This window comes from Arthrobacter sp. SLBN-122 (genome assembly GCF_006715165.1).
Classification (GTDB): Bacteria; Actinomycetota; Actinomycetes; order Actinomycetales; family Micrococcaceae; genus Arthrobacter.
In genome coordinates this window covers 1,907,411-1,930,739 of the sequence record NZ_VFMS01000001.1, presented here as the reverse complement: position 1 = coordinate 1,930,739, position 23,329 = coordinate 1,907,411, and the positions used below count along the sequence as shown (strand labels likewise).

The window sequence follows — 23,329 nt, the reverse complement described above, 5'->3', positions numbered from 1 at the left end:
AAGCGAAAGCCATCAATGAAGAACTGGGCAGGAAACCTCGAATACTCCTCCGCGGACGTCCGGCGGCCGGAATCCGTAGCGGAACTGGCGGACATCGTGGCGGCCGCGCCCCGGGTCAAGGCCCTGGGTTCCCGGCACTCCTTCAACAGGGTAGGTGATACCGACGGCGTGCACGTCCTCCTCGATGCCCTGCCGCAGCAGGTGGAACTGGACGCAGACAAGGGCACCGTGCGCGTCAGTGGCGGGGTGAGCTACGGGGCGTTGTGCCGGAGGTTGGAGGAGTCCGGGGTTGCCATCCACAACCTGGCCTCGCTGCCGCACATCTCGGTGGCCGGTGCGGTGCAGACCGGTACGCACGGCTCCGGGGTGGACAACCCTTCGCTTGCCGGCGCCGTGGAGTCCATCGACCTGGTCCAGGCCTCCGGCGAGCAGGTCACGCTCACCCGGGCGGACGGGGACGAGTTCCTTGCCAGCGTGGTGGGCATCGGCGCCCTGGGCATTGTCACCGGACTGGAGCTGGCCGTGCGTCCCAGCTTCAGGATGCGCCAGCGCGTCCTGGAGGATCTTCCGTGGGACAACGCCCTGGCGGATTTCAGCACCATCGTGTCGAGCGCCTACAGCGTGAGCCTGTTTACGGACTACGCCGGCGACAGGATCAACCAGGTCTGGCTCAAGGCACTTGATGAAGAGCAGCCGCTCGCCAACCTGTTCGGCGCCACCGCCGCCCTCAACCCGCGGCACCCGCTGCCGGACATGTCGGCCGAGAACTGCACGGCACAGCTGGATGAACCGGGGCTGTGGCTGGACCGGCTGCCGCACTTCCGGCACGAGTTCACCCCCAGCAACGGGGACGAACTGCAAAGCGAGTTCATCCTGCCCCTGGAGCACGCCCCCGCCGCCCTCCAGGCAGTCCGTGGGCTGGCCGACCAACTTGCACCCCTGCTCTTCGTCTCGGAAATCCGCACCGGCGCCGCAGATGAGTTCTGGCTCAGCCCGTTCTACCGGCAGCAGAGCGTGGCCCTGCATTTCACCTGGAAACCGCTGCAGCCGGAAGTGGAAGCCTTCCTCCCGGTCCTGGAAGAGGCCCTCCGGCCTTTCGGGGCCCGCCCGCATTGGGGCAAGCTGTTCACCCCGGAAGGACACGACTGGGAGACGCTGTACCCGCGATTCGCAGACTTCCGTTCCTTTGCCGCCAGCCATGATCCGGACGGTAAATTCCGGAACGCACTCCTGGACGGCATCCTGGGCGTCCCAGCCCGCCGCTAGCCACCGCCAGTACGCTGGAGGCATGACTTTCCGCGCCGCCGTCGTTACCGCCGCTTCCCTGTCCACCGTCCTGTTGCTGCTGACCGGATGCGGTGCCGTGGAGGAGGCCGCCGGCAACGCGGCCAGTGACGCCGCCTCCAAGGTTGCCTCGGCCGCCGCCCAGGAGGTCAACCGGCAAATCTGCGCGGTGGTACAGGACGGCCTGGTCAGCGTGGAGGACCGCCAGGCGCTGGGAGGCCTCGTTTCGGCAGCACGGACAGCAGGGGTTCCGGCGGAAATTACGACGCCGTTGGGCCAGATCGCGGAGTCCGGCGACCAAGTGCCAACAGAGTCCGTCCGGGCCCTCAAGGATGCCTGCCAGGCCTGACGGCGAAGCCTCGTTTTACCCCTTTAGCCGGCACCGTCTTGGTGCTACGGTGAAGTGACGAACTAGTAAGCCTGTGATACTAATTCACGCGCGAAGGAGATCGTCATGGCAGAACGCGGCAACACCACCCATGGCCAGAATCTGGATGACCAGATGAAGCATGAAACGCAGGGGGTGGTGCACGGAAACCAACCGCCCCATGCGGAGGAATGGCGCGAAACAGAGCCCTTCCCCGATGACACGGATCCCGCCGAGGTGCAGGAAGCCTTGAATCCTGTGGCAGCACCAGACCCTCTCGACGACGAGGAGGGGGAACAGTGACCACCAGCCTGCAAAAATACGCAGACCTGTACCGCCTCCCCGGCCCCTGGTGCACCGCCTACGTGGACGCCGGAACCGGAACGGTGGACAGCCTGGAAGCCGGCGATGTCCGCCCCGGAAACACCCGGGTCCAGCTTGAAGCGCAGGGTGCAGCGCCGGCTGACGTCGACGCCATGGAACAGGCCCTGAAACCTGCAACCGGAGTGCCCTCCCCCGTGTCCAGGTTTGTCCTGGTCCATGGCGGGAAAGCTGAACTCAATGAGGTTCTCCCGGGTGAACTCGTCCTGCCGGAGCGGCTGGCTGTAGAACCCGTCCCGGACCTGCTCCCGCTGCTGAAGCACCAGCCCGAGGAGTTTGCCTACATCGTGGCTGAAGTCAGCCGCGAGCATGGGGAAATCCGGCTGTACCGCGCCGGGGCCGGTGCCCCCACGAGCGTTCAGGAAGTGGAGGGTGAGTCCGAGCACATAAAGAAGTTCCAGGGCGGTGGCTGGTCCCACCTGCGTTTCCAGCACCATACGGAGGACGTCTGGCGCCGGAACGCAGATGAAGTGGCAGGCGAAATCGACCGGCTGGCGGACAACAGCCGTGCGCGGCTGATTGTTCTCGCCGGCGACATCCATGCCCGCGGGCTGGTGCAGGAGCAACTTTCCAAAGCTGCCCAGGCACTGGTGTCCATCGTCGATTCCCACACCCACACCGCCGGGGCGGACAGCAGCAATTTGGAGGACCAGGTCAACCAGCGGGTGGCCGAGGTCTGGGCTGAGGAGCAGCAGTCGGTGATGGACAGGCTGGCGGTTCAGGAGGGCCAGGCGAATCCGGAGGCGGCCCATGGTGTTGGAGCCGTGGTCCACGCACTCCAGCAGGCACAGGTGGATGTCCTGATCCTCGATGACGCCGCCTTGTCCCAGCGGACCATGCTGGCACTGGATGCCGAACCGTGGATTGCCACCGCCAAGGAGGAAGCCCTGGCGGCAGGAATCCTTGGTGAAGTTCCGGCCCCTGCCGCCCTGTTGCGGGCAGCAGCCCTCACTGACGCCCGTGTTCTCCTGGTTCCCGGGCCGGTCCTGCCGGAGGGCGTCGACGTGGCGGCTCTACTGCGCTGGTCCTCGGGACCGGACGTCCCGTCGTCGTAATAGGCCATACGGCCCCGTTCCTGGAGGAACCCAACGAGTGGAAGGTGACCATGAGCACTGCAGATGAAAACCGTGATGATGTCCTCGACACCGTGATAGTCCCGGAGGAGGATGCGCTTCCAAACCCCACCCGCACCGGCCACGGCAAGATGCCGGCGGACGTGGACGACGACGATTACCAGCGGGCCGTCGAACAGGAGCGGGTTGCGGCGGGCTTGGCTGATTATGCGCCGGACGACGTTCCCCCGGCAACGGATCCCTTGCCCCCGGAGGCAGCCGATGCCGCCGACCTGGCGCAGCGGGGGCTGCTGGAGGAAGAGCAGGAAGACAAGAGTTGAGTAGAAGCAGTGGCCGGTCCGAAAGGTCCGGCCACTGCTTTTTCCTGCTGATGATTCCGGCCGGACCGCGGTCCGGCAAGGAGTTCAGTTCTGGCGGGGCTGGTCCCAGCTCCGCGCGCCGCCTGACCGCCCGGCCTGCGGCCGGTGCGCGTGCCCGTGCCCGGCCCGGTGTTCGGGCGGCGCAAACGGGACAACGCCTGTATCGCGGACCGGTGGTACTGCGCGGACAAACTTCGTCAGCTCCTCCCGGAGTACATTCCAGGCAATCTCCGGGTCATCCGGATAAGCGTTGACCTCTGCCTTCCGTGCGGCTTCAACGGCGGCAACGCCGGCATCGGTGAGCTCCACCTTCAGCTGCCTTCGGTCCGAAGCGTGGCGCATCCTGGTGATGAGTCCGGTGGCTTCAAGCCTCGTGAGGACCCGGCCCAGCGTCTGGCTTTGGACCCTGATCGCGTCGGCGAGCTGTTCCTGGTTCAGTGGGCCCCCCATCAGGCCTTCCAGTGCAATAACAGCGGCACGGGTGAGGCCAAGGGGGGCCAGTGCATCGTCCTGGCGCCGCTGGATCAGCCGCGCCGCCAAAGTGATAAGGCGGTAGCTGCTCCGGGCGTCCGGATCGAGATTGCTGGTCATCGGCCGCGGCCTTCCTGTAGGTGGCGAAGTGCTGGTCACCCTGCGTCGCTACACTCCTACAATAAGCATGCTTAGCAACCTATTCGCAAGTAGGCTTACTATCCATCCGCCCTGCCGGCCCCACATCGGGCGCTCCTGACTTCAAACGGCAGGGGGCCACCCCTTGCAATCCAAATGGGAAGTGTGCTTAGTATCTAATTAGTAACCTTGCTTACTAAGTTGCCAGCACTGCTGGTTCTTGTTCGCCAGCTAACCCTTTCTGAAAGAGAGTGATGATGACAGAGAACCAATGGCCCCAGACTCCGCGCACCACTGCCGACCCGGCCGTCGTCGATCCTTACGGCGCAACCGAGGCAGCGCCCGGCCAGGCCTCCTACACGGGGTCCTCAACCGACACCTCCAAGACGCAGGCGGCGAAGGAGGAGGCTTCCAACGTTGCCGGTGAAGCTGCATCTGCCGCCCAGGGAGTTGCCCAGACGGCCAAGGGCGAGGCCGCGAACGTGGCCCACGAGGCCAAGGCCAACGCCCAGGACCTGCTCCACCAGGCGAAGTCGGGCCTGACCAGCCAGGCCGGCACGCAGCAGCAGAAGGCCGCCGAGGGCATCCGGAACATTTCCGGCCAGCTGCACAGCATGGCCAGCGCACCTGACCAGCAGGGCATGGCCAGCGACCTCATCCGGCAGGCAGCCGATAGGACCTCCTCCATGGCGTCCTGGCTGGAGAACCGGGAGCCGGGTGACCTCCTCAATGAGGTCCAGCGGTTCGCCCGCAACCGGCCCGGAACGTTCCTGCTCCTCGCCGCCGGCGCCGGCGTCCTGGCCGGACGCCTCACCCGCGGCCTCACCGCAGGCGCCCCCGAATCACAGGGGCAGGTCAAGGCTTCAGGCCAGCAGGGTTTGGGCCAGCACCGCGCCGTGCAGTCACCGCCGGTAGCGCCACTGCACCAGGAGACGGTGTACGCCGCCGGAACCGATGATCTCTTTGCTGAGCCGACTGTAGGCAGCGGTGCCCCGGTTTCCACCAGCACCCTGCCCTCAGGTACCGCCGAGGAGACACCGCTTCGGTTTGATGACGACCCCTACCGGGCCGAAAACGGCGTCTACAACGACGACGAGCCGTTCGGCAGCGAAGGCACCTCCGGCACCGGCCGCCGCGGCACGGGTGGTCTGTGATGAGTAGCCAGATTCCGGAGATGCCGCCGAGTGAGGCGCATATGAAAGCCGACAACGCATCCCTGGGTGAATTGCTGGGGGATGTGACCCGGGACCTGTCCACCCTGATGCGTCAGGAAGTGGAACTGGCCAAGGCCGAACTCAAGCAATCCACCTCCCGGGCAGGGAAAGGCGCCGGCATGCTCGCCGGCGCCGGCGTGGGCGGCCACTTCGTCCTGCTCTTCCTGTCCCTGGCCCTGATGTGGGCCCTCGGCGCCATCATGCCCCTGGGCTGGTCCGCGCTGATCGTCGCGGTGGTCTGGGCCATCATCGCCGCGGTCCTGGCCTCCATCGGCCGCAAGGAACTCAAGCAGATCAAGGGCATGCCCCAAACCGGGGAAACCCTCTCAGAAATTCCCCCAACCCTAAAACCAGGTGAGGTAAACCGATGAGCGAAAACCCTGACGTCATCCGCGCAGACATAGAAGCCACCCGGGCACGGCTGGGCACCAACGTGGACGCCGTAGCGGACAAAGTCACCCCGTCCAACATCGTCCACCGCCAGACCGACAAAGTAAAAGACGCCGTGACCGGGGTGAAGGAGAAAATCATGGGAGCAGCAGACACCGCCACCACCAAGGTCCACGACACCACCTCCACCGGCGCCGGGCACACCACCAACGCCATGCACTCCGCCGGCGACAGCCTGCACCAGGCACAGGACACCGTCTCGGCCAAACTCAGCGACGCCGGCCAGGCCGTCTCCGCAGCCCCGGACCAAGTCAAAGCCAAAACCGCCGGCAACCCCCTGGCCGCCGGGCTGATCGCGTTCGGCGCCGGCATGCTGGTCTCCTCGCTGATCCCGGCAAGCCAGAAGGAACGCGAAGCCGCGGACCAACTCAAAACCGCAGCCCAGCCCCTGGCCACCCAGGTCACCGACGCCGCCAAGAACATGGCCCAGGACCTGAAGGAACCAGCCCAGGAAGCCATGGAAAACGTCAAGGCCACCGCCACCGACGCCGCCCAAAACGTCAAAGCCGAAGGCCAAACGGCCGCAGCCGACGTCAAGGACCGCGCCACCGACGCCAAAGACAACGTCCAAAACACCTAAACCGCGTGGGTAACCACGCACCATGGCAAAGCCGGATCCGCACCCTGCGGACCGGCTTTGCTGCTGTCAGGCCTAAAGTGGCCGCCAGCCAGCCCCGGCTAGCGTTTACCCTTCTTGCGTGAGCCGCGGCCGCGGCCCTTGTCAGGGTTGGGCGCATAGCGCTGGGCCACCTTGGGCGCCTTCTTTGCACCGGTGCCCCGGCGGTCAGGCTTGGGTTCCTTCTTCACCTTTTCAGGCTGCGCTGACGGCTGGCGCGAGCTCTGGGCGGTGCGGCCACGTACGATGCCGATGAATTCCTCCAGCACTTCATCCGTTGCCTCGGTGGGCCATGCCAGCGCGATTTCGGTTCCGTCCGCCCCGCTGAGCCTGCGCGCCACCGTGTCTTTGACGTTGAAGTGGCGGACCACCGACATGGGCAGGATCACCAGGCCGGCGCCGGCGGCAACCACCTGGAGCGCCGCCTCGGGCCCGCCCAGGGCGGCAACGTCGAGGAACGCTTCCTGCTCCAGGTCGGCGAGGGCCACTTCCTCGAATACGGAAATCTCGTGGCCCTTCGGTGCCGCGACTACGGGCTGCTCCTCATAGAGGGGTATGGCGCTGAGGCCGTCCCGCTCGATGGGCAGGCGGACGAACGCCATGTCCGCCTGCCCCTCCCGGAGCGTCCCAAGCTGCGCGCCGTCGTCGACCATAAATGCTTCAAGGGGAATATGGGGCATCCGCTCTTCCCAGCGGCGGATCCATTTGCCCGGGGTGACCCCGGCTACATACGCTATGCGAAGCACCCGTGGGGCCGCCTCGTCAGGGGTGGCGGGGGCGTCAGGCGTGGGGGCATTGTCGGCGGGCACGTCTTCACAGTACCCGCCGCCCGGATACCCTTGAAGCATGACCTCTGCAAACTCCCAGTCCATGAAGCCGGCCACCGTTGCCAAGAAACTTGGCATCTATCTCCCGGCCACGCCGCAGGAGTTCCAGGATTCAACCATCAGCCGCGAGGAGTTCGCCGAACTTCAGGCCAACCCACCGGAATGGCTGGCGGAGCTCCGCCGCAACGGCCCGCACCCCCGCCCCGTGGTGGCTCAGAAGCTGAACGTGTCCATCAGCGGCCTGGCCCGCGGCGGCGTGGAGGAAGCGCTCACGACGGCGGAAATCACCGCGCTGCTGCAGGCTCCGCCGCAGTGGCTGGTCACCGAACGCGCCACGCACGCGTCCGTCCGCGCCGAGGCACAGCGGGTCAAGGACGAGGCCGCGAAGAAGCAGGCCAAGAAGGACCGGGCACAGGCTAAATAGCCGTCAGTCCTGGTGGATCTGGATGTAGTTGCCGCAGCCGTCGTCAAACACCGCACTGGTCCCGAACGGGTCCGTGGTGGGCGGAGTCTTGAAACTGACTCCGGCGGCCATGAGCCGCTCGTACTCCGCCTGCACATCGGGAACCCCGAAGACGATCGCGGGAAGCCCCGCCTCGCGAACGGCGTTCATGTAGTCCGCCCCGATCGGATTGTCACTGGGTTCAAGGAGAAGGCCTGCTGAGCTGCTGTCGTCCGCTCCCGGGTCCTTGACGATGTAGAGGTTGTACTCCGGCATGGCCATGAGCGTGTCAAAGCCCAGCGTGCCCGTGTAGAAGGCGTGGGCCGCGGCGGGGTCCTGGACGTGGATGCTGCACATCTTGAGTCGCATGCCTTCACGCTACCGCCCAACCGCAGGTCCGTGGCATACCCCGCTTCCCCCTTTTGGCCGCCATTGACGCTCTGCCCGGAAGACGGTCCAATGGAAGGACCAGCCCAGGCTCGCCGGCCGGATCTGGTCCTTCCATTGGATGCTGGAGGCGCAGGATGTCAGTCGTGGTGGAGTCCTTGATGCACGGACTGCTCCAAGGTGCGTGGGCGGTCCTGCTGTGCGCCCCCGTGCTGGTGGCCAGCGTGGCCGCCACCGTCTTTGTTGTACGACGCCGGGCCCTGGCTGCCACAGGCAGCGCGCCCACAAGCAGCGCACCGGACGGTGGGGACCAGCTGTTCTGGGATCTCTTCCTTGGTTCCTGCGTGGCCCTTCCCGCATTGTTGATCCCCGCCCTGGTATCGCCGTGGGCGGGACTGGTCCTGGCCGGGGCGGCTGCTGCGTCGGGTGTCGCCGCCTACCGCGGCAGCCCACGGTTCCTGGCCTGGCGCGCCGCCCGCAGCGAAGAGCGGCAGCGGCTTTCTGCCCACGAAGCTGCCGGGGTCCGGCACGACGAACTTCTGCGCCGGTGGCGGGGCTACGAACTGGACCCGGCGTGCAGCATCGACTACCCGGCACTGACCGACGTCCGGCTGCCGGAAACGTCCGCCCTCATTAAGGCGATGCGGACCGCCGACCAGCTGCGGATTGCCACGCACAAGGGTTACCCGGACGCCGTCGGAAGCCTGGCAGCATCCCTGGCTGCAGCGGAACGGGCAGCCGGGATTCCCGCCGGAGTGCCCGCTGAACCGGCGCGCTGACGTTAACTGCTGTGTCGCGGGCGTTGGTTCGGCACGGAGGCCCGGCGATAGCATCCGAGGATGAAGCCTGAAGAAGTGCCTGTCCACGATCAGTACGGCCGGCTGTTGGAGGACCGCGGAGTCTGGCGCCAGGCCACCACCCTGGAGGCCGCCGGCGAACTGACGGCCCGCTGGCTGGAGGGCGGGAGTTCGTACCAGCCGGGCCATTTTGCCGCCGGCTCCGACGAGGAGACCAAGCCGATCGCCGCGGCCCTGGCGGAACTGAACCGGAATGGACTGTTCACCAAGGAGTCCCAGCCGGGAATCCGGGCGGGCAATGCTGCACAGCGGCAGTACGTGACCGGCTTCTGCAGCGCGGGCACGGCAGGCAGCTTACTGGCGCTGTCCACCCGCACAGAACTGGTGACCGTGGCCCATGCACCCGGCGAAGCAAGCAGCGCTGCCATTCCCGTGACGCTCGCCGGACCGGAGATCACCACGGTGCTCGGCTCCAGTGAAAACCCGGTGGAGGAGGATCAGATTCGGGACTGGGCGGATGAGACCAACGATGCCCTGGCCCTCCTGCTCGCGGACTCCTGGTATGTGGAAATCCTTGATCCGGTGTGGGGGCGCAACAATGTGCTGCTGCCGGCAGTACTCGCGGCGCTGAAAGGGGCGGAGCAGCCTTAGCCGCCCCGCCCCGTTCGATATCCGGCCCTACAACTCCACGGTGCCGCTTTCGCCAACACTCATCCGGCTGTTGGTGACCTTTGCCTTCACCCACTGCAGTACCGTGGCGGCCGTGCCGCCCGGGCTGGTCCAGTACTCGGCAGAGTCCGAATCGATGCGCAGCAGGCACACCTCGGGGGTCTCCGGGCCGTCGGGGAACCAGGCTTCAACCGCCTGGTTCCACAGTTCATGGATCTTGGCCCGGTCCGTGACCACCTCGGCGGTTCCGGCCACGGACACCCACTCGGTGTTCTTGCCAAAGGCGACGTTGACACGCGGATCAGCCCGGACATGCGCAACCTGGGACGTGCCAAGGCCCGTGAAGAACCACATGTCGCCGTCGTCCTTAACTTCCTGGACGGCCAGCGGCCGGCTGACGAGGGCGCCTTCTTCGTTGATGGTGGTGACCATCCCGATCTTGGAATCGTTGATGATGTCAGTAACCTTGCTGATGCTCTGGGCGTCAGTCATGCCTCACCTCGTTCGTCGAAAGTCGGGGACGCTCCCCGCCGCCAGCCTATTAGTAAGCATGCTTATTTACCAGCCGGCGGTTACCGGCACCTTCGCGACCTCGGCGATGCGGGCAGCGGTGATGCGGCCCATCCGAATGGCGCCGTCCACGTGCTGGTAGCCCTCGGCGGCAAGGTCGGAGGACGACCAGTAGATGGGGCCCACCGGCGTGTGCTGGTCCTTGCCGTAGCGGTGCAGTCCGCCCAAATCGTAGCTGGAAGCGTAGGCGCCGCGGGTCCATTCCTCGGAGCCCCAATCGGACTCGTAGTACACCTCCGGGGCCAGGGCCTCGTCGCCGAGGTAGCCGGCAATCGATTCCAGGATCGCCTTTTTGCGTTCTTCGGTGCTGAGCTCAAAGACGGCGTCCGCCTTCTCGTCCGACACGAAGCCCACCAGGGTGCCGCGCGGGTCGCCGTGGTTGGTGTTGTCGTAGACCTCCTGGACCAGGGCATCAGCGCCGAAGCAGGTGCCGGAGAGTCCCTTGTCCCGCCAGAAGGGCGTGCTGTAGACGGCGTGCACCTTGATGACCAGGCCCAGGGACTGGTGCTGGTGCATCTGGTGCTGGCGGCGCGGCAGCGGCGGGTTGAAGGAGACCCGGGAGTAGAGGTTCGGCGGTACAGCCATGATGACAAACCGGGCATTGACCGTGGCGCGGTCCGATATAACGGAGACGCGGTAGCCGCCGTCAGAATCAGGTTCCCAGTTGATGGTGCGCACCGGGGAGTCGAGGATTACGTCGTCGCCCAGCTCCTGCGCCTGCAGCAGCGAGACCTGCTGCATCCCGCCCACCACGCGGCGGTCCAGGATGAAATCCTCGTCCGTCAGGTTGGTGAACGAACCCGCGGAAGCCGCCATCAGGACGGCCTGCAGGGCGGAGAAGGCATGGGCGGGTTTGGTGAGCATGCCACCGGCAATGAAGAGCCCGATGTTCCTGCAGGCTTCCTCGTTCGCGGAGTTCTGCCGCAGCCAGTGGTGGAAGGAAATGGTGTCCAGTTCCCGCGCCTTGGGATGCGCCCATGGCTCAGTCGGACCGATTTCCGCAGCCAGGCCGTCCAGCAGGGCCACCAGGCGGTCCATTTCGACGGCGGTATCCGGGTCCACCGGGAAGGTGTCGCCGGTGTAGCGCACCGGTGCGCCGTCCGCGCCGACGTAGATGGACTCGCCGTCGCGGTAGCGCGGGTAGGTTTCAAGCTTCAGCTCCTGGAGCAGGTCCAGGAGGGCGGTCTGGTCCGGGGAAACCCATTGGCCGCCGATTTCGAGCATGGCGCCGTCCACGGTATCGGTCCACGTGCGGCCGCCCACGCGGTCTCGGGCCTCCAGCACGGCGACGGTGAGGCCGGCTTTCTGCAGTTCACGGGCGGCGGTGAGTCCGGACGGCCCGGCTCCGACGACCACGACGTCTCGGTTCAGGTTCAGCATGATGTCCTCTCTGCGTCCCTCAGTGACGGGGACATTAAATGAATGCCATTCATTTATTAGAACTATAGCCGGTGCCTGCCGGGAGCGGAAGAGCCGGATGGAATAATGCAGGGGACATCGACGAAAGGGCAGCAATGCCGGCAGTATCAGCCGCACAGGGACGCTCCGCCAGCAACGGCGGAGCACAGAGGAGGCGGGCAGGCCGACCGTCTGCGGCGGTACTGGACAAGGCCGGAATTACGGCAGCCGCACTGGAACTGATCAGCCGCAAGGGCTACGACGGGTTGACCATGGCCGCGCTGGCAAAGGTGCTGGAGGTGGCGCCTTCCGCCCTTTACAACCACGTTGCCTCGAAGCAGGACGTATTGCTCCTGGTCGAGGACCACCTGATGTCCCTGGTGGACCTCTCGGGTTTCGGCAGCGGGAGCTGGGAGGACGCCGTCCGGGCCTGGGCATGGAGCTACCGGGATGTCTTCGCCGAGCACACTCCGCTGATCCCCGTGATCGCCGTCCTGCCCGTGACGGACGCACCGCAGACCCTTGCCATGTACGAAACCGTCAGCAAGGGGTTCCTCGACGCCGGGTTCCCCCAGGAACGCATCATCCCCGCCATCGTGGCACTGGAGTCCTTTATCTTTGGGTCGGCGTACGACGTCACCGCCCCTGAGGACATCTTCGATTCCGGCTCCATGGCCGGGTCCACCCCCAACTTCTCCGCCGCGGTCCGCAGTTCGGCGGCCGGCCAGGAGCGTGGCCGGCCTGCCGACACCGCCTTCAGCCTGGGGCTTGATGCCCTGATCGCCGGCTTGGGCGCGCTGCGGACGTAGGAGACCGGAAGGCCCGAATCAGGCGTCCACGGCCACCACAATTTTGCCCCGGGTATGCCCCTCCATGTTCAGGCGGAAAGCCTCCGCGGACTGGGCCAACGGGAGAACCTTGGCAACCTCCACCCGAATGTTCCGCTGGTCCACCAGTTCGGCGAGTTCCTGGAGATCGGCTCCGACCGGACTGACCCAAATCCAGGTGCCGCCCTGCTCCTCCACCTCGCTGTCGGCGATGGATGCGTGCCTTCCACCTTCGGCCAGTACCGCCAGGGTCGCGTCGAGATTGCCCCCGGCGAAATCGGCAACCACTTCCACACCGCCGGGACGCAGCGCCCGTACGCGGTCAGCAAGGCCCCCGCCCCCATAGGCAACCGGCTGGGCGCCCAGGGAGCGGAGGAATTCATGGTTCTTCTCAGAGGCCGTAGCAATAACCTTCGCACCCCGTGCCACCGCGAGCTGGATTCCCAGCGACCCCACCCCGCCGGCGCCGCCGTGGATAAGGACAGTCTCACCGGACGTGAGGCCCAGGCGGTTCAGGACCTGGTACGCCGTCAGCCCGGCCAACGGAAGCCCCGCTGATTCGTTCCAGCCAAGCGAGGCGGGCTTGCGGGCCAGCAGTCTTTCCGGCAAGGCGATGTACTCGGCGAAACTTCCGCCATGGACATAGTCCTTGCGGCCGTAGGCAATGACCTCGTCGCCGGGCTGGAACTGCCGGGCGTCGATACCCACGGACTCGACAACCCCCGCCACATCCCATCCGGGAATCGCGGGAAACTGCAGGTCCATGACCGCGTCCAGGTAGCCGGCCATGATCTTCCAGTCCACCGGATTGACAGCGGCCGCCTTCACTTTGACCAGGACCATGCCCGGCCCCACCTTGGGCAGGGGCACATCGGTCAATTCGAGGATGTCCGGGCTTCCGTATTCACTGTAGGTAATTGCCTTCATGCATTCGACAACGGCGCAACAGGACGCGGCTATTCCAGTTCTCCTTCCAGGAGTTAAGCAGCACACCGCCTGTACGCACTTGTAATACAAGTACTGCACTTATATCCTAAGAGCGTGGGCGAAGGAGCCCAGTCCCCCGCTTCCAGGAGTAACTCATGAGCACCGTCGATCTGATCCGGCACGTCAAGCTGTCCACCGCCCGCCTTCCCCTGGCCGTTCCCATCAGCGACGCCAAGGTCTTCACCGGCCGGCAGAAGCCGATGACCGAGGTGGTCTTCCTGTTCGCGGAAATCACCACGGAGCTGGGGCACTCCGGCATCGGTTTCAGCTACTCCAAGCGTGCAGGCGGCCCCGCTCAGTACGCCCATGCCAAGGAGGTCGCCGCCGGCCTCATTGGCGAGGACCCCAATGACATCGCGAAGATTTACACCAAGCTGCTCTGGGCGGGCGCCTCGGTGGGCCGCTCCGGTGTCGCCACCCAGGCCCTCGCCGCCGTCGACATTGCTTTGTACGACCTCAAGGCAAAGCGCGCCGGGCTGCCGCTGGCGAAGTTCCTTGGCTCCTACCGCGACTCAGTGCGGACGTACAACACGTCCGGCGGGTTCCTGAACGCCACCCTCGACGAGGTAAAGGCACGGGCCACCCAGTCGATCGAGGAAGGCATCGGAGGCATCAAGATCAAGGTGGGCCTCCCGGACAGCAAAGAGGACCTGCGACGCGTAGCCGGGATCCGCGAACACATCGGCTGGGACGTTCCGCTCATGGTGGACGCCAACCAGCAGTGGGACCGCGCCACCGCCCTGCGGATGGGACGCCGGCTCGAGGAATTCGACCTGGTCTGGATCGAGGAGCCGCTGGACGCCTACGACTTCGAAGGCCATGCCCACCTGGCTCAGGTCCTCGACACGCCCATTGCCACCGGCGAGATGCTCGCCTCCGTCGCTGAGCACAAGGGCCTCATGAACGCCAACGGTTGCGACATCATCCAGCCGGACGCCCCTCGGGTGGGCGGCATCACCCAATTCCTGCGCTTGGCCGCCCTCGCGGACGAACGCGGGCTGGGCCTGGCCCCGCATTTCGCCATGGAGATCCACCTCCACCTCGCGGCGGCTTACCCCCGCGAACCCTGGGTGGAGCACTTCGACTGGCTGGATCCCTTGTTCAACGAGCGGCTGGAGACCAAGGACGGCCGCATGATCGTCCCGGACCGCCCCGGACTCGGCGTCACTCTCAGCGAGCAGGCCCGCGCCTGGACCACCGAGACCGTGGAGTTCGGCGCGTAATCTTGAGCCATGAGCCGGAACCTCACCGCGGACCTTGCCGCTGACCTTCGCAACCGCATCGTCGACGGCGTGATCCAGCCGGGCGAGAAGCTGCCCAGCGAGAACACGCTCATCAGCGATTTTGGCGTCAGCCGTACGGTGGTCCGCGCCGCCCTCACCCGGCTCCAGGCTGAGGGGCTTGTCGAGACCGAGCGCGGGCGCGGCAGCTTCGCCCTCACTCCCCCCACGGACGGGCCACCTGGGGTGGCGGGCGGCCGTCCGGTGGCCAGCACCGAAGACAGGCTGCACCTGCTGGCCTTCCGGATGGGAGTGGAAACGGAAGCTGCCGCACTGGCCGCGCAGAACCGCACTGACCGGCAGTTGCGGGCCGTCACCGCGGCGCTGGACGCCTTCAGGGACAGCGCGGACCATCCCGCCCATGCCATGAAGTCGGATTTTGAGTTCCACCGGGCTGTGGCGGCGGCGTCCGGCAACCCCTACTACTCCGACTGCCTCGCTGCCCTGGGGCAGACCATGATCTCCATGCCGCGCACCCGCCTGATGACCGGCGCCGAACAGTACGCCCGCGACCACTTCGAGCAGGTAGTGCTGGAGCACCGCTCCATCCGGGACGCGATCGCGGACGGTGACCAGGCTGCCGCGGCGGCCGCCATGCGCAGCCACCTGGCCAACTCACGACGCCGGTTCAAGGCTTCGGCGCGCCCGTAACCCTCGTGCCGGAGCAGCAAGGCAAAACCTAAGCTTGTTCGCGGATCCGAACCTTCAAGGCCAGGATTCGCGAACAAGCCCAGGACCAGCGGTCAGAGATTAAACAGAAGAGCCCCGATCCTAAGACCGGGGCTGTTCCAATTGCGTGCGCGAGGGGGGATTTGAACCCCCACGCCCTTTCGGACACTGGCACCTGAAGCCAGCGCGTCTGCCGTTCCGCCACTCGCGCGCAACTTCTTCCACTCGACCGGTCCGGTTTCCCGTTCCGCGCCTCGTAAAAGCAGCGAGATCAAGCATAACGGACAGATGCCGCAAATTACCAATTGGCCCACTTTGCCCCTTCCACACGCCCGGAACAGCGGCTCAGAGGAGCCGGATTACCGGCCCAAAACTGACCCCCGGAGCCCAGGCAAGTGAACGGCGGGCAGGGCCGCATCTGAACTTTTGCCGGCGCCCGGCCGTTGTGGATTAAGGTCATTCGCAGGGGTGGCCAGTAGTATCGGGTGTAGGAGTGGCCGCTGCCGGCGGGCACGCCGCGCAGTGCCGGACCGCCCTGCAGGAGCTGGCCAGCAACAACTACTGCCCCGGAACCCGGGGGGAAAGGAGAAGAACCATGGGTCTGCTGGACAAGGTTGAACGTGGCATTGAAAAGGCCGTCCGCGGTGTCTTCTCCACCGGTTCCAAAGCCCAGGTCGAACCTGTGGAGATCGCCAGCAGGCTCCGCCGCGAGGTGGACCACAAAGCGATCACCGTTGCGGCCGGACGGACTTTGGTCCCCAACGTCTTTGACGTCCAGCTCAGCGACGACGACTTCGGACGCGCCCAGGAGTGGGGCACGCCGCTGGCCGAAGAACTCTGCGATGTGGTCATCAACCACGTCCGGAGCCAGGGCTACATCCTCCAGGGGCCCGTCCGGATTTCCTTCCGCCGCGAGACTGCACTTCGCCCCGGCGATTTCGAAATTGCCTCCTCCACCGAGAAATCCCAGGGCTCCGGCGCGAACCAGCCCAGGCCGAACGTTCCGGCAGCACCCAACCGTGCGCCCGTGCGGCTGCAGCCCGTCCTGGACATTGAGGGCCAGCGCTATTCGCTGAACGCCCCGTCCATCGTCCTGGGCCGGTCATCCGAGGCCGATATCCACATCGAGGACACCGGCGTATCGCGGCGCCACCTGGAAATCCGCACCGCCAACGGCGTAACCAGCGCCGTGGACCTGGGGTCCACCAACGGCAGCTACGTCAACGGCCAAAAGGTCTCCGGCAGCACCGAACTCACAGACGGATCCACCATCACGATGGGACGGACAAAGATCATCTTCCGCCTGCTTCCTGCCAACCCGGGTGGCCACGCATGAGCGACCTGACCATCACCGCGCTGCGGTTCGGCTTCCTGCTGCTCCTTTGGGTGCTCATCTTCAGCATCGTCTCCGCCATGCGCCGGGATCTCATGCTGGGCCGGAAAGCCGCCTCGGGCGTCCCGACCGCCCGCCAGGTCCGCCGGAACCCGGAACTCGCAGAGAACCAGCAGCCCGTCAAGCAGCAGGCCCGGCAACTGGTAGTGGTCGAAGGACCGCTCAAGGGCAGGACCCTGCCGCTGGCAGCCAGCCCCATCCTGCTGGGACGCGCCCAGGAAGCCACCCTGGTGCTGGAGGACGACTACGCCTCCGGCCGCCACGCCAGGCTCTTCCCCCAGGGCAGCCGCTGGTTCATCGAGGATCTTGGCTCCACCAACGGAACCTACCTGGGAGACCAGCAACTTACCCGTGCCCTGCCCGTCGAGGCAGGGGTACCCGTGAGAATCGGCAAGACGGTCATTGAATTGAGGCCGTAACCGTGGCCGAGGCTGAAAACTCCGCAACCGGCTCCAGCCCGGGGCAGCGGCCCCTCATCATGCGCTTTGCGGCGCGGTCCGACGTCGGTCGGATCCGCTCCAAGAACGACGATTCCGCCTACGCCGGACGCCACCTCGCCGTCGTCGCGGACGGCATGGGAGGGCACGCGGGTGGCGACGTTGCCTCAGCCGCAACCGTCCTGGACATGATCCACCTCGACAGTCCGGACCACGGCGACGAAGCCGGGACGATCCTGGCCGATGAAATCCAGACCGCCAACTCACTGCTCTCCGAACTGGTGCACATCAATCCCAAGCTGGCGGGCATGGGCACCACCGTGACGGCGCTCCTGCTGGCTGACGGCAAGCTGCACTTCGCGCACATCGGCGATTCACGCGCCTACCGGCTCCGCGACGGCGAATACAAGCAGGTCAGCGTGGACCACACCTTCGTCCAGCGGCTTATCGACGAAGGCCGGCTCCGGCCGGAGGAAGCGGAAACGCACCCCCACAAGAATGTCCTCATGCGTGTCCTGGGGGACGTCGATGCCAGCCCCGAACTCGATCTGGACACCCTCGACGCCCGCCCGGGCGACCGCTGGCTGCTGTGCTCGGACGGGCTGAACTACGTTGCCGCCCACGCCGTGGAGCGGACGGTCCGGGAAACCCACAACCTGCACGAGTGCGCCGAAACCCTTGTCCAGCTGACCCTTGAGGCCGGTTCCCCGGACAACGTCACCGTGGTCATGGTGGACATCGTGGAGGAAACGCCCGACGACGTCAGTACTGCCGCCGTCGAAATCGTTCCGCCGGTGCAGGGCAGCAAGTCCGCTGCCGCGGCAGCGGGTGCCGCCGGCCCCGCCACAGCCGCATCCTCCATCCCCGGGGACGGGAAGGAAGCCGCCAAAGCCGGTTCCGACCCGGAAAATGCCGGGCAACACCCGGGCCCGGAAAAGGAGCCGGTTGACGGCGGCGCCAAGGAGGGGGAAACCGGTTCTCCTGATCCCGGCAGCACCGACCCCCACCTCGGTGAGCATCTTTCGGCGGAAGTCCTCCGCGAAGAACTCGCCTCCCGCCCGCATGAACTCGTGGGTGCCGCTGCTGCCGCAGCCGAATCCGGCTCCATTCCAACCGTGGCAGGGCGTACCGTCGCACGGCGGGCAGCCACCCTCCTCACGCACAAGGCGGAACCGGCCGGCGAGCCGGAGGACACCCTGCCGGTGCTGCGTCCCCGCCGCTGGGTGGCCTGGTCCGTCGCAGCCGCCGTCCTGGTTGTCGTGGCCGTTGGCCTATGGCTTGGGTACGCCTGGACCCAGACCCGCTACTACGTGGGCGAGTTCGATTCCCGTGTTGCCATCTACAACGGGGTGTCCCAGAGACTCGGCCCCATCCAGCTGTCCTCGCTTGAAACCGTGACGGAGATCCGCATGGACTCGCTCCCGCCGTTCTCGCAGCAGCGGGTGCGCCAGACCGTTCCTGCCAACGATCTCTACGACGCCCAGCGGATCGTCAAGAACCTGGAGCTCACAGGAACCACCTCGCCCGAGGACGAATGCCCCAAGCCGTCGGCCGGCCCCTCAGGAAGCACAGCACCCTCAGCAAGTGCAGCACCACCGGCCAGCGAAGCCGCTCCGCCGCCGCCCGCATCGGACGCCCCGGCGCCAGCGCCTTCACCTGCACCATCGGGAGCTTCTCCTTCCCCCACTCCGACTATCACCTGCGAGGCGGCGAAATGAGCCAGGTAAGCACTTTGCCCAAGCCCCGCCGGAACGTTGAACTTGCGCTCCTGCTGATGGCACTTGCCGTCGGCATCGGCGCCAACATGCTGGTGGGCGTGGACCAGGAGAAGGCCTTCGATTCGGACTTCTGGTTCCAGTCCAGCCTGTTGGCGGTGGCCGCCCTGGTGTTCCACGGTGTCCTGCGCTTCCGTGCCAAATATGCCGATCCGGTAATTCTTCCGATTGTGGTTGCCCTGAATGGCCTGGGCCTGGCGATGATCCACCGCCTCGACGCTCCGGGCGAGGATACTGGCAACAACCAGCTCCGGTGGACCCTGATCGCCATGGCTGTGGCCATCACCGTCGTGTTCTTCCTCAAGGACCACCGCGTCCTGCGCCGGTTCACCTTCATTTCGCTGGCTGCGTCGGCCCTGCTCCTGATCCTGCCCCTTGTGCCGGGGATCAGCGCCGGGGAAATCCTGGGCGCACGGGTGTGGATCAGGTTCGGCCCCATGACGTTCCAGCCGGGCGAAGTAGCAAAGATTACCCTCGCCATATTCTTCGCCGGGTATCTTTCCTCCAACCGCGACCTCATCCTGCTCGCCGGCCGCAAGATTGGCCCCCTGCAGTTTCCCCGGTTCAAGGACATGGGCCCCATGATTACGGCCTGGCTGGTCAGCATCGGGGTCCTGATCTTCCAGCGCGACCTTGGTTCCTCCCTGTTGTTCTTCGGGCTGTTCATTGTCATGATCTACGTGGCCACCAGCAGGATCAGCTGGGTGGTCATCGGCCTGGCCCTGATCCTCGGCGGCGGTTTCGTGGCGGCCCAGGTGTTCTCCCACGTCCAGCAGCGCGTCTACGGCTGGCTCAACGCCTTCTCCCCCGACGTCTATGAAAACGGCAGCCGGCAGGTCATCGAAGGCCTCTTCGGCATGGCCAACGGCGGCCTGGTGGGCACCGGCCTTGGCCAGGGACGCCCGGACCTGGTCCCCTTCGCCAACAGCGACATGATCATCGCGTCCCTGGGCGAGGAACTGGGACTGATCGGCCTGTTCGCCGTCGTCCTGCTGTACCTGCTGCTGGTCACCCGCGGATTCCGCGCCGCACTGGGTACCCGCGATGCGTTCGGCAAGCTGCTCGCCTGTGGCCTGTCCTTTGCGGTGGCCCTTCAGTGCTTCGTGGTCATTGGCGGTGTCACCCGGCTCATTCCTTTGACAGGGCTCACCACGCCGTTCCTCGCAGCAGGCGGATCTTCCCTCCTGGCCAACTGGATCATCGTGGGGCTCCTCCTGATGATTTCCCATGCAGCCCGCGGCCCGGTGGACACCACCCCGCTCCCGCCGGCCGGCGCGGCAGCAGCAACTGGCATTGACACTCCTACCGAGGCGGTGAAGCAGGCATGAACCAGGCAATCCGGCACTCATGGGTGGCCGCCGTGGCCATGTTTGCGCTGCTGTTCGGTGCCATCAGTTATGTGCAGGTGGTGGGCGCCGACGACCTCAAGACCAACCCCCTGAACCAGCGCGCCATCCTGCAGAACTACTGCAACGACCGCGGAGCCATCATCGTTGGCGGCACCCCCATCGCCGAGTCGGTGGAAACCGGTTCGGAGACCTGCAAGTTCCAGCGCACCTATACCCAGCCCGAGCTCTATGCCGGCCTCACCGGCTACTTCTCCAAGAACTACGGTGCCACCGGGCTGGAGCAAACCATGGGCGCCGAACTCGCGGGCAACTCCGACCAGCTCTTCCTGGACCGGGTGGGCCAGCTCTTCCTTGGCAACCAGCCCAAGGGCGCGTCAGTGGAGCTCACCATCGATCCCCAGGTCCAGCAGCTGGCCTACAGCCTGATTCCGGACGGCCAGCGCGGCTCCATTGTGGTGACCAATCCCAAAACTGGTGCCATCCTGGCCATGGCGTCCAAGCCTTCCTACAACCCCAACTCAGTGGCCACGCAGGACGCTGCCGCCGAACGGGCCAACATCAACGAACTGGTCAAGATTCCAGGCATTAACCTGAACCAGAACGTCAGCGGTCCCACAGGGGAACAGCTGGCACCGGGCTCCGTCTTCAAGCTCGTGGACACGGCCGCCGCGCTTGCTTCGGGGAAGTACAACAAGGACAGCCAACTCCCCAATCCTGCCGAAATGCCCTTCCCGGGCATCCAGTACAAGCTGCCCAACTACGCGGGCGGCAACTGCTACACCAGGGACACTGCCAGCTTCGCCTTCGCGCTCCAGCAGTCCTGCAACACTCCCTTCGCCAGCATCGCGCTGGATCTTGGCCGCGATGCCATCGCCGAGCAGGCCAGGAAGTTCGGCTTCGGCGAGGACGTCGGTGACCAGCTGAAGCTGGGCCACGCGCTGGGCAACGGGTTCCCCGAGAACCTGGACGGGCCCGGCCTGGCGCAGTCGGCAATCGGCCAGAAGGATGTCCGCGCCACGCCGCTGCAGATCAATATGATGACCTCCGCCATCGCCAACGGCGGAAAGCAGATGCAGCCCAACCTCATCAAGACTTTGCGCTCCCCGGACCTTCGGGTCATCGACGAACCGCAGCCGCAGCAGCTGCGCACCTCCACCACCCCGCAGATCGCCGGCCAGATTACGGAGTGGATGGCAAGCGCGGTCAGCGAGGGCATTGCCAAGGGTGCAGCGGTCCCCGGCGTCCAGGTGGCCGGCAAGACAGGAACCGCGGAGCTGGGGAACGGAACCAATAACTCCTGGTTCACCGGCTTCGCCCCCGCAAACAACCCGCAGGTGAGTGTCACGATCGTCATGGAAGGCGTGAACATCACCACCGGCGCACAGCTGACCAGTCCTAACGCAAAGAAGATTTTTGAGGCGGTGTTGAATAAGTGAGGCCTACAACCGGAATCACCCTCGGCGGCAGATTCCAGCTGACCACGCGGATTGCGATCGGCGGCATGGGGGAAGTCTGGAAAGCCAAAGACCTCGTCCTGGGCCGCATCGTCGCCATCAAGGTGCTGAAGGAGGAGTACACGGGGGACCCCGGATTCCTCCAGCGCTTCCGTGCGGAGGCCCGGCACACTGCCCTGCTGAACCACGTGGGGATAGCCAACGTATTCGACTACGGCGAAGAAGAGGGATCGGCGTACCTGGTCATGGAACTGGTCCCCGGCCAGCCGCTGAGCAGCATCATCGAGCACGAACAGGTGCTGTCACCGGACCGGACGCTGTCGATCATCGCGCAAACCGCCCGCGCGCTGGCCGTTGCCCACGCGCAGGGCCTGGTCCACCGCGACGTCAAGCCAGGCAACCTCCTGATCACCCCTGACGGCCGGGTCAAGGTCACGGACTTCGGTATCGCGCGCCTCGCCGACCAGGTGCCCCTCACCCAGACCGGCCAGGTCATGGGAACCGCGCAGTACCTGGCACCCGAGCAGGCCACCGGCCAGACCGCCACGGGATCCTCGGACATCTACTCGCTCGGTGTCATCGGCTACGAGTGCCTCAGCGGGCACCGTCCGTTCTCCGGTGAATCCCAGATCGCCATCGCCCTGGCACAGGTGAACGATGCTCCGCCTCCCCTTTCGGAAAGCCTGCCGGCCCCCGTCCGGGCCCTCCTGATGTCCATGCTGGCCAAGGACCCCAAGGACCGCCCGGCAAATGCCATCAAGTTGGCCGAAGCAGCGGAGGCGATCCGCAACGGTGACATCAGCGCAGCACGCGCCGCTGTGCCCGGAATGCTTCTTTTCGACGCCGACACCGGGCCCATCACGGCACCCGTTGACACCGCCACTGCCCCCACCGGCGTCATTGGCACCCAGCATGATTCCACCCCCACCGCAACGTCCGCCCTGCCGGTAATCGGTGCCGGGGCGGCCGGTGCTGCCGCCGGCATGGCCGCAGGCGCCGCCGCCGAAGGGGACGCGCCCAAGGGCCCATTGGCCCGCGCCAACGCGCTGGCCGCCGAACGGAACTGGGACCAGGAGGAGGAAACGTACGACGACGGGCCCTCCGATGAGCCCCGGCGCAAGGGACGCAGTCCATGGACATGGCCCCTGGTGGCCCTGATCCTGCTGCTCCTGTTTGCGCTGGTGGGTTTCCTGCTGAACCAGATGGGCCTGTTCTCGCCGTCCGGCAACCCCACCTCGGGCACCACCACCAGCAGCGCGGCCCCCTCATCGGCGACACCCACCCGGACCCCGTCGGCCACGCCCACGCAGACACGCAGCACACCGACGCCCACGCCCACCACTGCGCCCACGCAGGACACGGTAAACGTGATACCTGCCGCCTACCTTGGCAAGGATTACCGCCAGGTCCAGACTGCCCTTGCGAACCTGGGGCTCCAGGTGACAGTCCTTCCGCAGGAGAGCGCTACGGATGCGCCCGGAACAGTGGTGGAACTGAATCCCACCGGGGCCGTGCCCAAAGGCACTCTCATCACTGTGATCTATGCAACCGCTCCATCGCCGGCCCCCACCACCACGGCACCGAAGCCGACGCCTACCCCCACCACGTCGTCGCCCGTTGCGGGTCCCACCCCCATCTCGCCCCTGGCCACCTGCGCGGCCGGCCAAACGGCCGGAACGCCCGCAACCTGCGTGCCGTAATCGTCGGGACAACCA

26 protein-coding genes and 1 tRNA gene are annotated in these 23,329 nt (G+C 66.0%); 20 read left to right on the top strand and 7 right to left on the bottom strand.

Going from position 1 to position 23,329, the window contains the following annotated elements:
* Window positions 1–15 precede the first annotated feature (15 nt).
* The 5 genes from FBY36_RS09050 to FBY36_RS09030 all read left to right on the top strand — a co-directional run bounded on the left by FBY36_RS09050 (window position 16) and on the right by FBY36_RS09030 (window position 3,425).
* Window positions 16–1,266 (top strand): D-arabinono-1,4-lactone oxidase, encoded by a 1,251-nt coding sequence (locus FBY36_RS09050; protein ID WP_142118709.1) that lies wholly within the window; start codon window positions 16–18, stop codon window positions 1,264–1,266.
* A 22-nt stretch (window positions 1,267–1,288) separates the two neighbouring features.
* On the top strand, window positions 1,289–1,633 hold the full coding sequence (locus FBY36_RS09045; RefSeq protein WP_142118707.1) for a hypothetical protein: 345 nt from the start codon (window positions 1,289–1,291) through the stop codon (window positions 1,631–1,633).
* A gap of 105 nt (window positions 1,634–1,738) precedes the next feature.
* Window positions 1,739–1,954 carry a hypothetical protein gene (locus FBY36_RS09040; RefSeq protein ID WP_142118705.1) on the top strand — a complete coding sequence of 72 codons (216 nt, stop codon included), beginning with the start codon at window positions 1,739–1,741 and terminating at the stop codon, window positions 1,952–1,954.
* Complete coding sequence (locus tag FBY36_RS09035; RefSeq protein ID WP_142118703.1) at window positions 1,951–3,087, top strand: baeRF2 domain-containing protein; 1,137 nt, start codon at window positions 1,951–1,953, stop codon at window positions 3,085–3,087. Before FBY36_RS09040 ends, FBY36_RS09035 begins: the two co-directional genes overlap by 4 nt.
* 50 nt (window positions 3,088–3,137) lie before the next feature.
* Complete coding sequence (locus FBY36_RS09030; RefSeq protein WP_142118702.1) at window positions 3,138–3,425, top strand: hypothetical protein; 288 nt, start codon at window positions 3,138–3,140, stop codon at window positions 3,423–3,425.
* 84 nt (window positions 3,426–3,509) lie between these two features.
* On the opposite strand, the gene FBY36_RS09025 is transcribed toward FBY36_RS09030, so the two are convergent.
* On the bottom strand, window positions 3,510–4,055 hold the full coding sequence (locus FBY36_RS09025; protein ID WP_142118700.1) for a MarR family winged helix-turn-helix transcriptional regulator: 546 nt from the start codon (window positions 4,053–4,055) through the stop codon (window positions 3,510–3,512).
* 275 nt (window positions 4,056–4,330) lie between these two features.
* On the opposite strand from FBY36_RS09025, the gene FBY36_RS09020 reads away from it, so the two are divergent.
* The 3 genes from FBY36_RS09020 to FBY36_RS09010 are packed head-to-tail and all read left to right on the top strand — an operon-like array spanning window position 4,331 to window position 6,317.
* Window positions 4,331–5,227 carry a hypothetical protein gene (locus tag FBY36_RS09020; RefSeq protein WP_235008767.1) on the top strand — a complete coding sequence of 299 codons (897 nt, stop codon included), beginning with the start codon at window positions 4,331–4,333 and terminating at the stop codon, window positions 5,225–5,227.
* Entirely contained in the window at window positions 5,227–5,658 is a 432-nt protein-coding gene (locus tag FBY36_RS09015; RefSeq protein WP_200830469.1) for a phage holin family protein, read from the top strand. The genes FBY36_RS09020 and FBY36_RS09015 overlap by 1 nt, the downstream gene beginning before the upstream one ends.
* Window positions 5,655–6,317: a DUF3618 domain-containing protein gene (locus FBY36_RS09010; protein ID WP_142118696.1), complete on the top strand. Its 663-nt coding sequence runs from the start codon at window positions 5,655–5,657 to the stop codon at window positions 6,315–6,317. Before FBY36_RS09015 ends, FBY36_RS09010 begins: the two co-directional genes overlap by 4 nt.
* 98 nt (window positions 6,318–6,415) lie before the next feature.
* On the opposite strand, the gene FBY36_RS09005 is transcribed toward FBY36_RS09010, so the two are convergent.
* Window positions 6,416–7,201, bottom strand: coding sequence for a LysR family substrate-binding domain-containing protein (locus FBY36_RS09005; RefSeq protein WP_442858260.1), 786 nt, complete (start codon window positions 7,199–7,201; stop codon window positions 6,416–6,418).
* Between FBY36_RS09005 and FBY36_RS09000 the strand changes: the two genes are divergently transcribed.
* Entirely contained in the window at window positions 7,200–7,604 is a 405-nt protein-coding gene (locus FBY36_RS09000; RefSeq protein ID WP_142118692.1) for a DUF5997 family protein, read from the top strand. The two genes, FBY36_RS09005 and FBY36_RS09000, sit on opposite strands and share 2 nt — an antisense overlap.
* 3 nt (window positions 7,605–7,607) lie before the next feature.
* Here the strand turns inward: FBY36_RS09000 and FBY36_RS08995 are convergent, their stop codons facing one another.
* Complete coding sequence (locus FBY36_RS08995) at window positions 7,608–7,991, bottom strand: VOC family protein (RefSeq protein WP_142118690.1); 384 nt, start codon at window positions 7,989–7,991, stop codon at window positions 7,608–7,610.
* Between the two features lie 179 nt (window positions 7,992–8,170).
* On the opposite strand from FBY36_RS08995, the gene FBY36_RS08990 reads away from it, so the two are divergent.
* Together FBY36_RS08990 and FBY36_RS08985 are read left to right on the top strand one after the other, a co-directional pair.
* Window positions 8,171–8,788, top strand: a complete 618-nt coding sequence (locus tag FBY36_RS08990) for a hypothetical protein (RefSeq protein ID WP_235008766.1) — start codon at window positions 8,171–8,173, stop codon at window positions 8,786–8,788.
* 60 nt (window positions 8,789–8,848) lie between these two features.
* Complete coding sequence (locus tag FBY36_RS08985) at window positions 8,849–9,457, top strand: DUF6919 domain-containing protein (protein WP_142118686.1); 609 nt, start codon at window positions 8,849–8,851, stop codon at window positions 9,455–9,457.
* A gap of 27 nt (window positions 9,458–9,484) precedes the next feature.
* Here the strand turns inward: FBY36_RS08985 and FBY36_RS08980 are convergent, their stop codons facing one another.
* Together FBY36_RS08980 and FBY36_RS08975 are read right to left on the bottom strand one after the other, a co-directional pair.
* A complete protein-coding gene (locus tag FBY36_RS08980; RefSeq protein ID WP_142118684.1) occupies window positions 9,485–9,967 on the bottom strand; it encodes a pyridoxamine 5'-phosphate oxidase family protein in 483 nt (160 codons plus the stop codon).
* A 66-nt stretch (window positions 9,968–10,033) separates the two neighbouring features.
* A complete protein-coding gene (locus FBY36_RS08975) occupies window positions 10,034–11,482 on the bottom strand; it encodes a flavin monoamine oxidase family protein (protein WP_268815571.1) in 1,449 nt (482 codons plus the stop codon).
* A gap of 77 nt (window positions 11,483–11,559) precedes the next feature.
* Here FBY36_RS08975 and FBY36_RS08970 point away from each other — a divergent pair, with 77 nt between their 5' ends.
* On the top strand, window positions 11,560–12,252 hold the full coding sequence (locus FBY36_RS08970) for a TetR/AcrR family transcriptional regulator (RefSeq protein ID WP_142118680.1): 693 nt from the start codon (window positions 11,560–11,562) through the stop codon (window positions 12,250–12,252).
* Window positions 12,253–12,270: 18 nt separating this feature from the next.
* Here the strand turns inward: FBY36_RS08970 and FBY36_RS08965 are convergent, their stop codons facing one another.
* Window positions 12,271–13,197, bottom strand: coding sequence for an NADP-dependent oxidoreductase (locus FBY36_RS08965; RefSeq protein ID WP_142118678.1), 927 nt, complete (start codon window positions 13,195–13,197; stop codon window positions 12,271–12,273).
* Window positions 13,198–13,352: 155 nt separating this feature from the next.
* On the opposite strand from FBY36_RS08965, the gene FBY36_RS08960 reads away from it, so the two are divergent.
* Window positions 13,353–14,480, top strand: a complete 1,128-nt coding sequence (locus FBY36_RS08960) for an L-talarate/galactarate dehydratase (protein ID WP_142118676.1) — start codon at window positions 13,353–13,355, stop codon at window positions 14,478–14,480.
* 9 nt (window positions 14,481–14,489) lie between these two features.
* Complete coding sequence (locus FBY36_RS08955; protein WP_142118674.1) at window positions 14,490–15,188, top strand: FadR/GntR family transcriptional regulator; 699 nt, start codon at window positions 14,490–14,492, stop codon at window positions 15,186–15,188.
* Window positions 15,189–15,334: 146 nt separating this feature from the next.
* Here the strand turns inward: FBY36_RS08955 and FBY36_RS08950 are convergent.
* Window positions 15,335–15,417, bottom strand: a tRNA-Leu gene (locus FBY36_RS08950).
* Window positions 15,418–15,801: 384 nt separating this feature from the next.
* On the opposite strand from FBY36_RS08950, the gene FBY36_RS08945 reads away from it, so the two are divergent.
* The 6 genes from FBY36_RS08945 to FBY36_RS08920 are packed head-to-tail and all read left to right on the top strand — an operon-like array spanning window position 15,802 to window position 23,314.
* The gene (locus FBY36_RS08945) at window positions 15,802–16,542 is read left to right on the top strand and encodes an FhaA domain-containing protein (RefSeq protein WP_142118672.1); all 741 of its coding nucleotides are present in this window, start codon (window positions 15,802–15,804) and stop codon (window positions 16,540–16,542) included.
* The gene (locus tag FBY36_RS08940) at window positions 16,539–17,018 is read left to right on the top strand and encodes an FHA domain-containing protein FhaB/FipA (RefSeq protein WP_142118670.1); all 480 of its coding nucleotides are present in this window, start codon (window positions 16,539–16,541) and stop codon (window positions 17,016–17,018) included. The genes FBY36_RS08945 and FBY36_RS08940 overlap by 4 nt, the downstream gene beginning before the upstream one ends.
* Window positions 17,019–17,020: 2 nt before the next feature.
* Window positions 17,021–18,754 (top strand): PP2C family protein-serine/threonine phosphatase, encoded by a 1,734-nt coding sequence (locus FBY36_RS08935; RefSeq protein WP_442858236.1) that lies wholly within the window; start codon window positions 17,021–17,023, stop codon window positions 18,752–18,754.
* Window positions 18,751–20,139: an FtsW/RodA/SpoVE family cell cycle protein gene (locus tag FBY36_RS08930; RefSeq protein ID WP_142118668.1), complete on the top strand. Its 1,389-nt coding sequence runs from the start codon at window positions 18,751–18,753 to the stop codon at window positions 20,137–20,139. Before FBY36_RS08935 ends, FBY36_RS08930 begins: the two co-directional genes overlap by 4 nt.
* Complete coding sequence (locus FBY36_RS08925; RefSeq protein ID WP_142118666.1) at window positions 20,136–21,596, top strand: penicillin-binding transpeptidase domain-containing protein; 1,461 nt, start codon at window positions 20,136–20,138, stop codon at window positions 21,594–21,596. Before FBY36_RS08930 ends, FBY36_RS08925 begins: the two co-directional genes overlap by 4 nt.
* Window positions 21,593–23,314, top strand: a complete 1,722-nt coding sequence (locus tag FBY36_RS08920; protein WP_142118664.1) for a protein kinase domain-containing protein — start codon at window positions 21,593–21,595, stop codon at window positions 23,312–23,314. The genes FBY36_RS08925 and FBY36_RS08920 overlap by 4 nt, the downstream gene beginning before the upstream one ends.
* The last annotated feature ends 15 nt before the right edge of the window (window positions 23,315–23,329 follow it).

Excerpts from the sequence above, each read along its gene's own strand:
- FBY36_RS08970 (WP_142118680.1), top strand. The coding sequence starts at position 11,560 with ATGCCGGCAGTATCAGCCGCACAGGGACGCTCCGCCAGCAACGGCGGA.
- FBY36_RS09050 (WP_142118709.1), top strand. The coding sequence starts at position 16 with ATGAAGAACTGGGCAGGAAACCTCGAATACTCCTCCGCGGACGTCCGG.
- FBY36_RS09020 (WP_235008767.1), top strand. The coding sequence starts at position 4,331 with ATGACAGAGAACCAATGGCCCCAGACTCCGCGCACCACTGCCGACCCG.
- FBY36_RS08965 (WP_142118678.1), bottom strand. The coding sequence starts at position 13,197 with ATGAAGGCAATTACCTACAGTGAATACGGAAGCCCGGACATCCTCGAA.
- FBY36_RS09015 (WP_200830469.1), top strand. The coding sequence starts at position 5,227 with ATGAGTAGCCAGATTCCGGAGATGCCGCCGAGTGAGGCGCATATGAAA.
- FBY36_RS08960 (WP_142118676.1), top strand. The coding sequence starts at position 13,353 with ATGAGCACCGTCGATCTGATCCGGCACGTCAAGCTGTCCACCGCCCGC.
- FBY36_RS08945 (WP_142118672.1), top strand. The coding sequence starts at position 15,802 with ATGGGTCTGCTGGACAAGGTTGAACGTGGCATTGAAAAGGCCGTCCGC.
- FBY36_RS08940 (WP_142118670.1), top strand. The coding sequence starts at position 16,539 with ATGAGCGACCTGACCATCACCGCGCTGCGGTTCGGCTTCCTGCTGCTC.
- FBY36_RS09005 (WP_442858260.1), bottom strand. The coding sequence starts at position 7,201 with ATGCTTCAAGGGTATCCGGGCGGCGGGTACTGTGAAGACGTGCCCGCC.
- FBY36_RS08995 (WP_142118690.1), bottom strand. The coding sequence starts at position 7,991 with ATGCGACTCAAGATGTGCAGCATCCACGTCCAGGACCCCGCCGCGGCC.
- FBY36_RS08985 (WP_142118686.1), top strand. The coding sequence starts at position 8,849 with ATGAAGCCTGAAGAAGTGCCTGTCCACGATCAGTACGGCCGGCTGTTG.
- FBY36_RS08930 (WP_142118668.1), top strand. The coding sequence starts at position 18,751 with ATGAGCCAGGTAAGCACTTTGCCCAAGCCCCGCCGGAACGTTGAACTT.
- FBY36_RS09045 (WP_142118707.1), top strand. The coding sequence starts at position 1,289 with ATGACTTTCCGCGCCGCCGTCGTTACCGCCGCTTCCCTGTCCACCGTC.
- FBY36_RS09010 (WP_142118696.1), top strand. The coding sequence starts at position 5,655 with ATGAGCGAAAACCCTGACGTCATCCGCGCAGACATAGAAGCCACCCGG.
- FBY36_RS09030 (WP_142118702.1), top strand. The coding sequence starts at position 3,138 with ATGAGCACTGCAGATGAAAACCGTGATGATGTCCTCGACACCGTGATA.
- FBY36_RS09000 (WP_142118692.1), top strand. The coding sequence starts at position 7,200 with ATGACCTCTGCAAACTCCCAGTCCATGAAGCCGGCCACCGTTGCCAAG.
- FBY36_RS08955 (WP_142118674.1), top strand. The coding sequence starts at position 14,490 with ATGAGCCGGAACCTCACCGCGGACCTTGCCGCTGACCTTCGCAACCGC.
- FBY36_RS08980 (WP_142118684.1), bottom strand. The coding sequence starts at position 9,967 with ATGACTGACGCCCAGAGCATCAGCAAGGTTACTGACATCATCAACGAT.
- FBY36_RS09025 (WP_142118700.1), bottom strand. The coding sequence starts at position 4,055 with ATGACCAGCAATCTCGATCCGGACGCCCGGAGCAGCTACCGCCTTATC.
- FBY36_RS09040 (WP_142118705.1), top strand. The coding sequence starts at position 1,739 with ATGGCAGAACGCGGCAACACCACCCATGGCCAGAATCTGGATGACCAG.
- FBY36_RS08925 (WP_142118666.1), top strand. The coding sequence starts at position 20,136 with ATGAACCAGGCAATCCGGCACTCATGGGTGGCCGCCGTGGCCATGTTT.
- FBY36_RS08990 (WP_235008766.1), top strand. The coding sequence starts at position 8,171 with ATGCACGGACTGCTCCAAGGTGCGTGGGCGGTCCTGCTGTGCGCCCCC.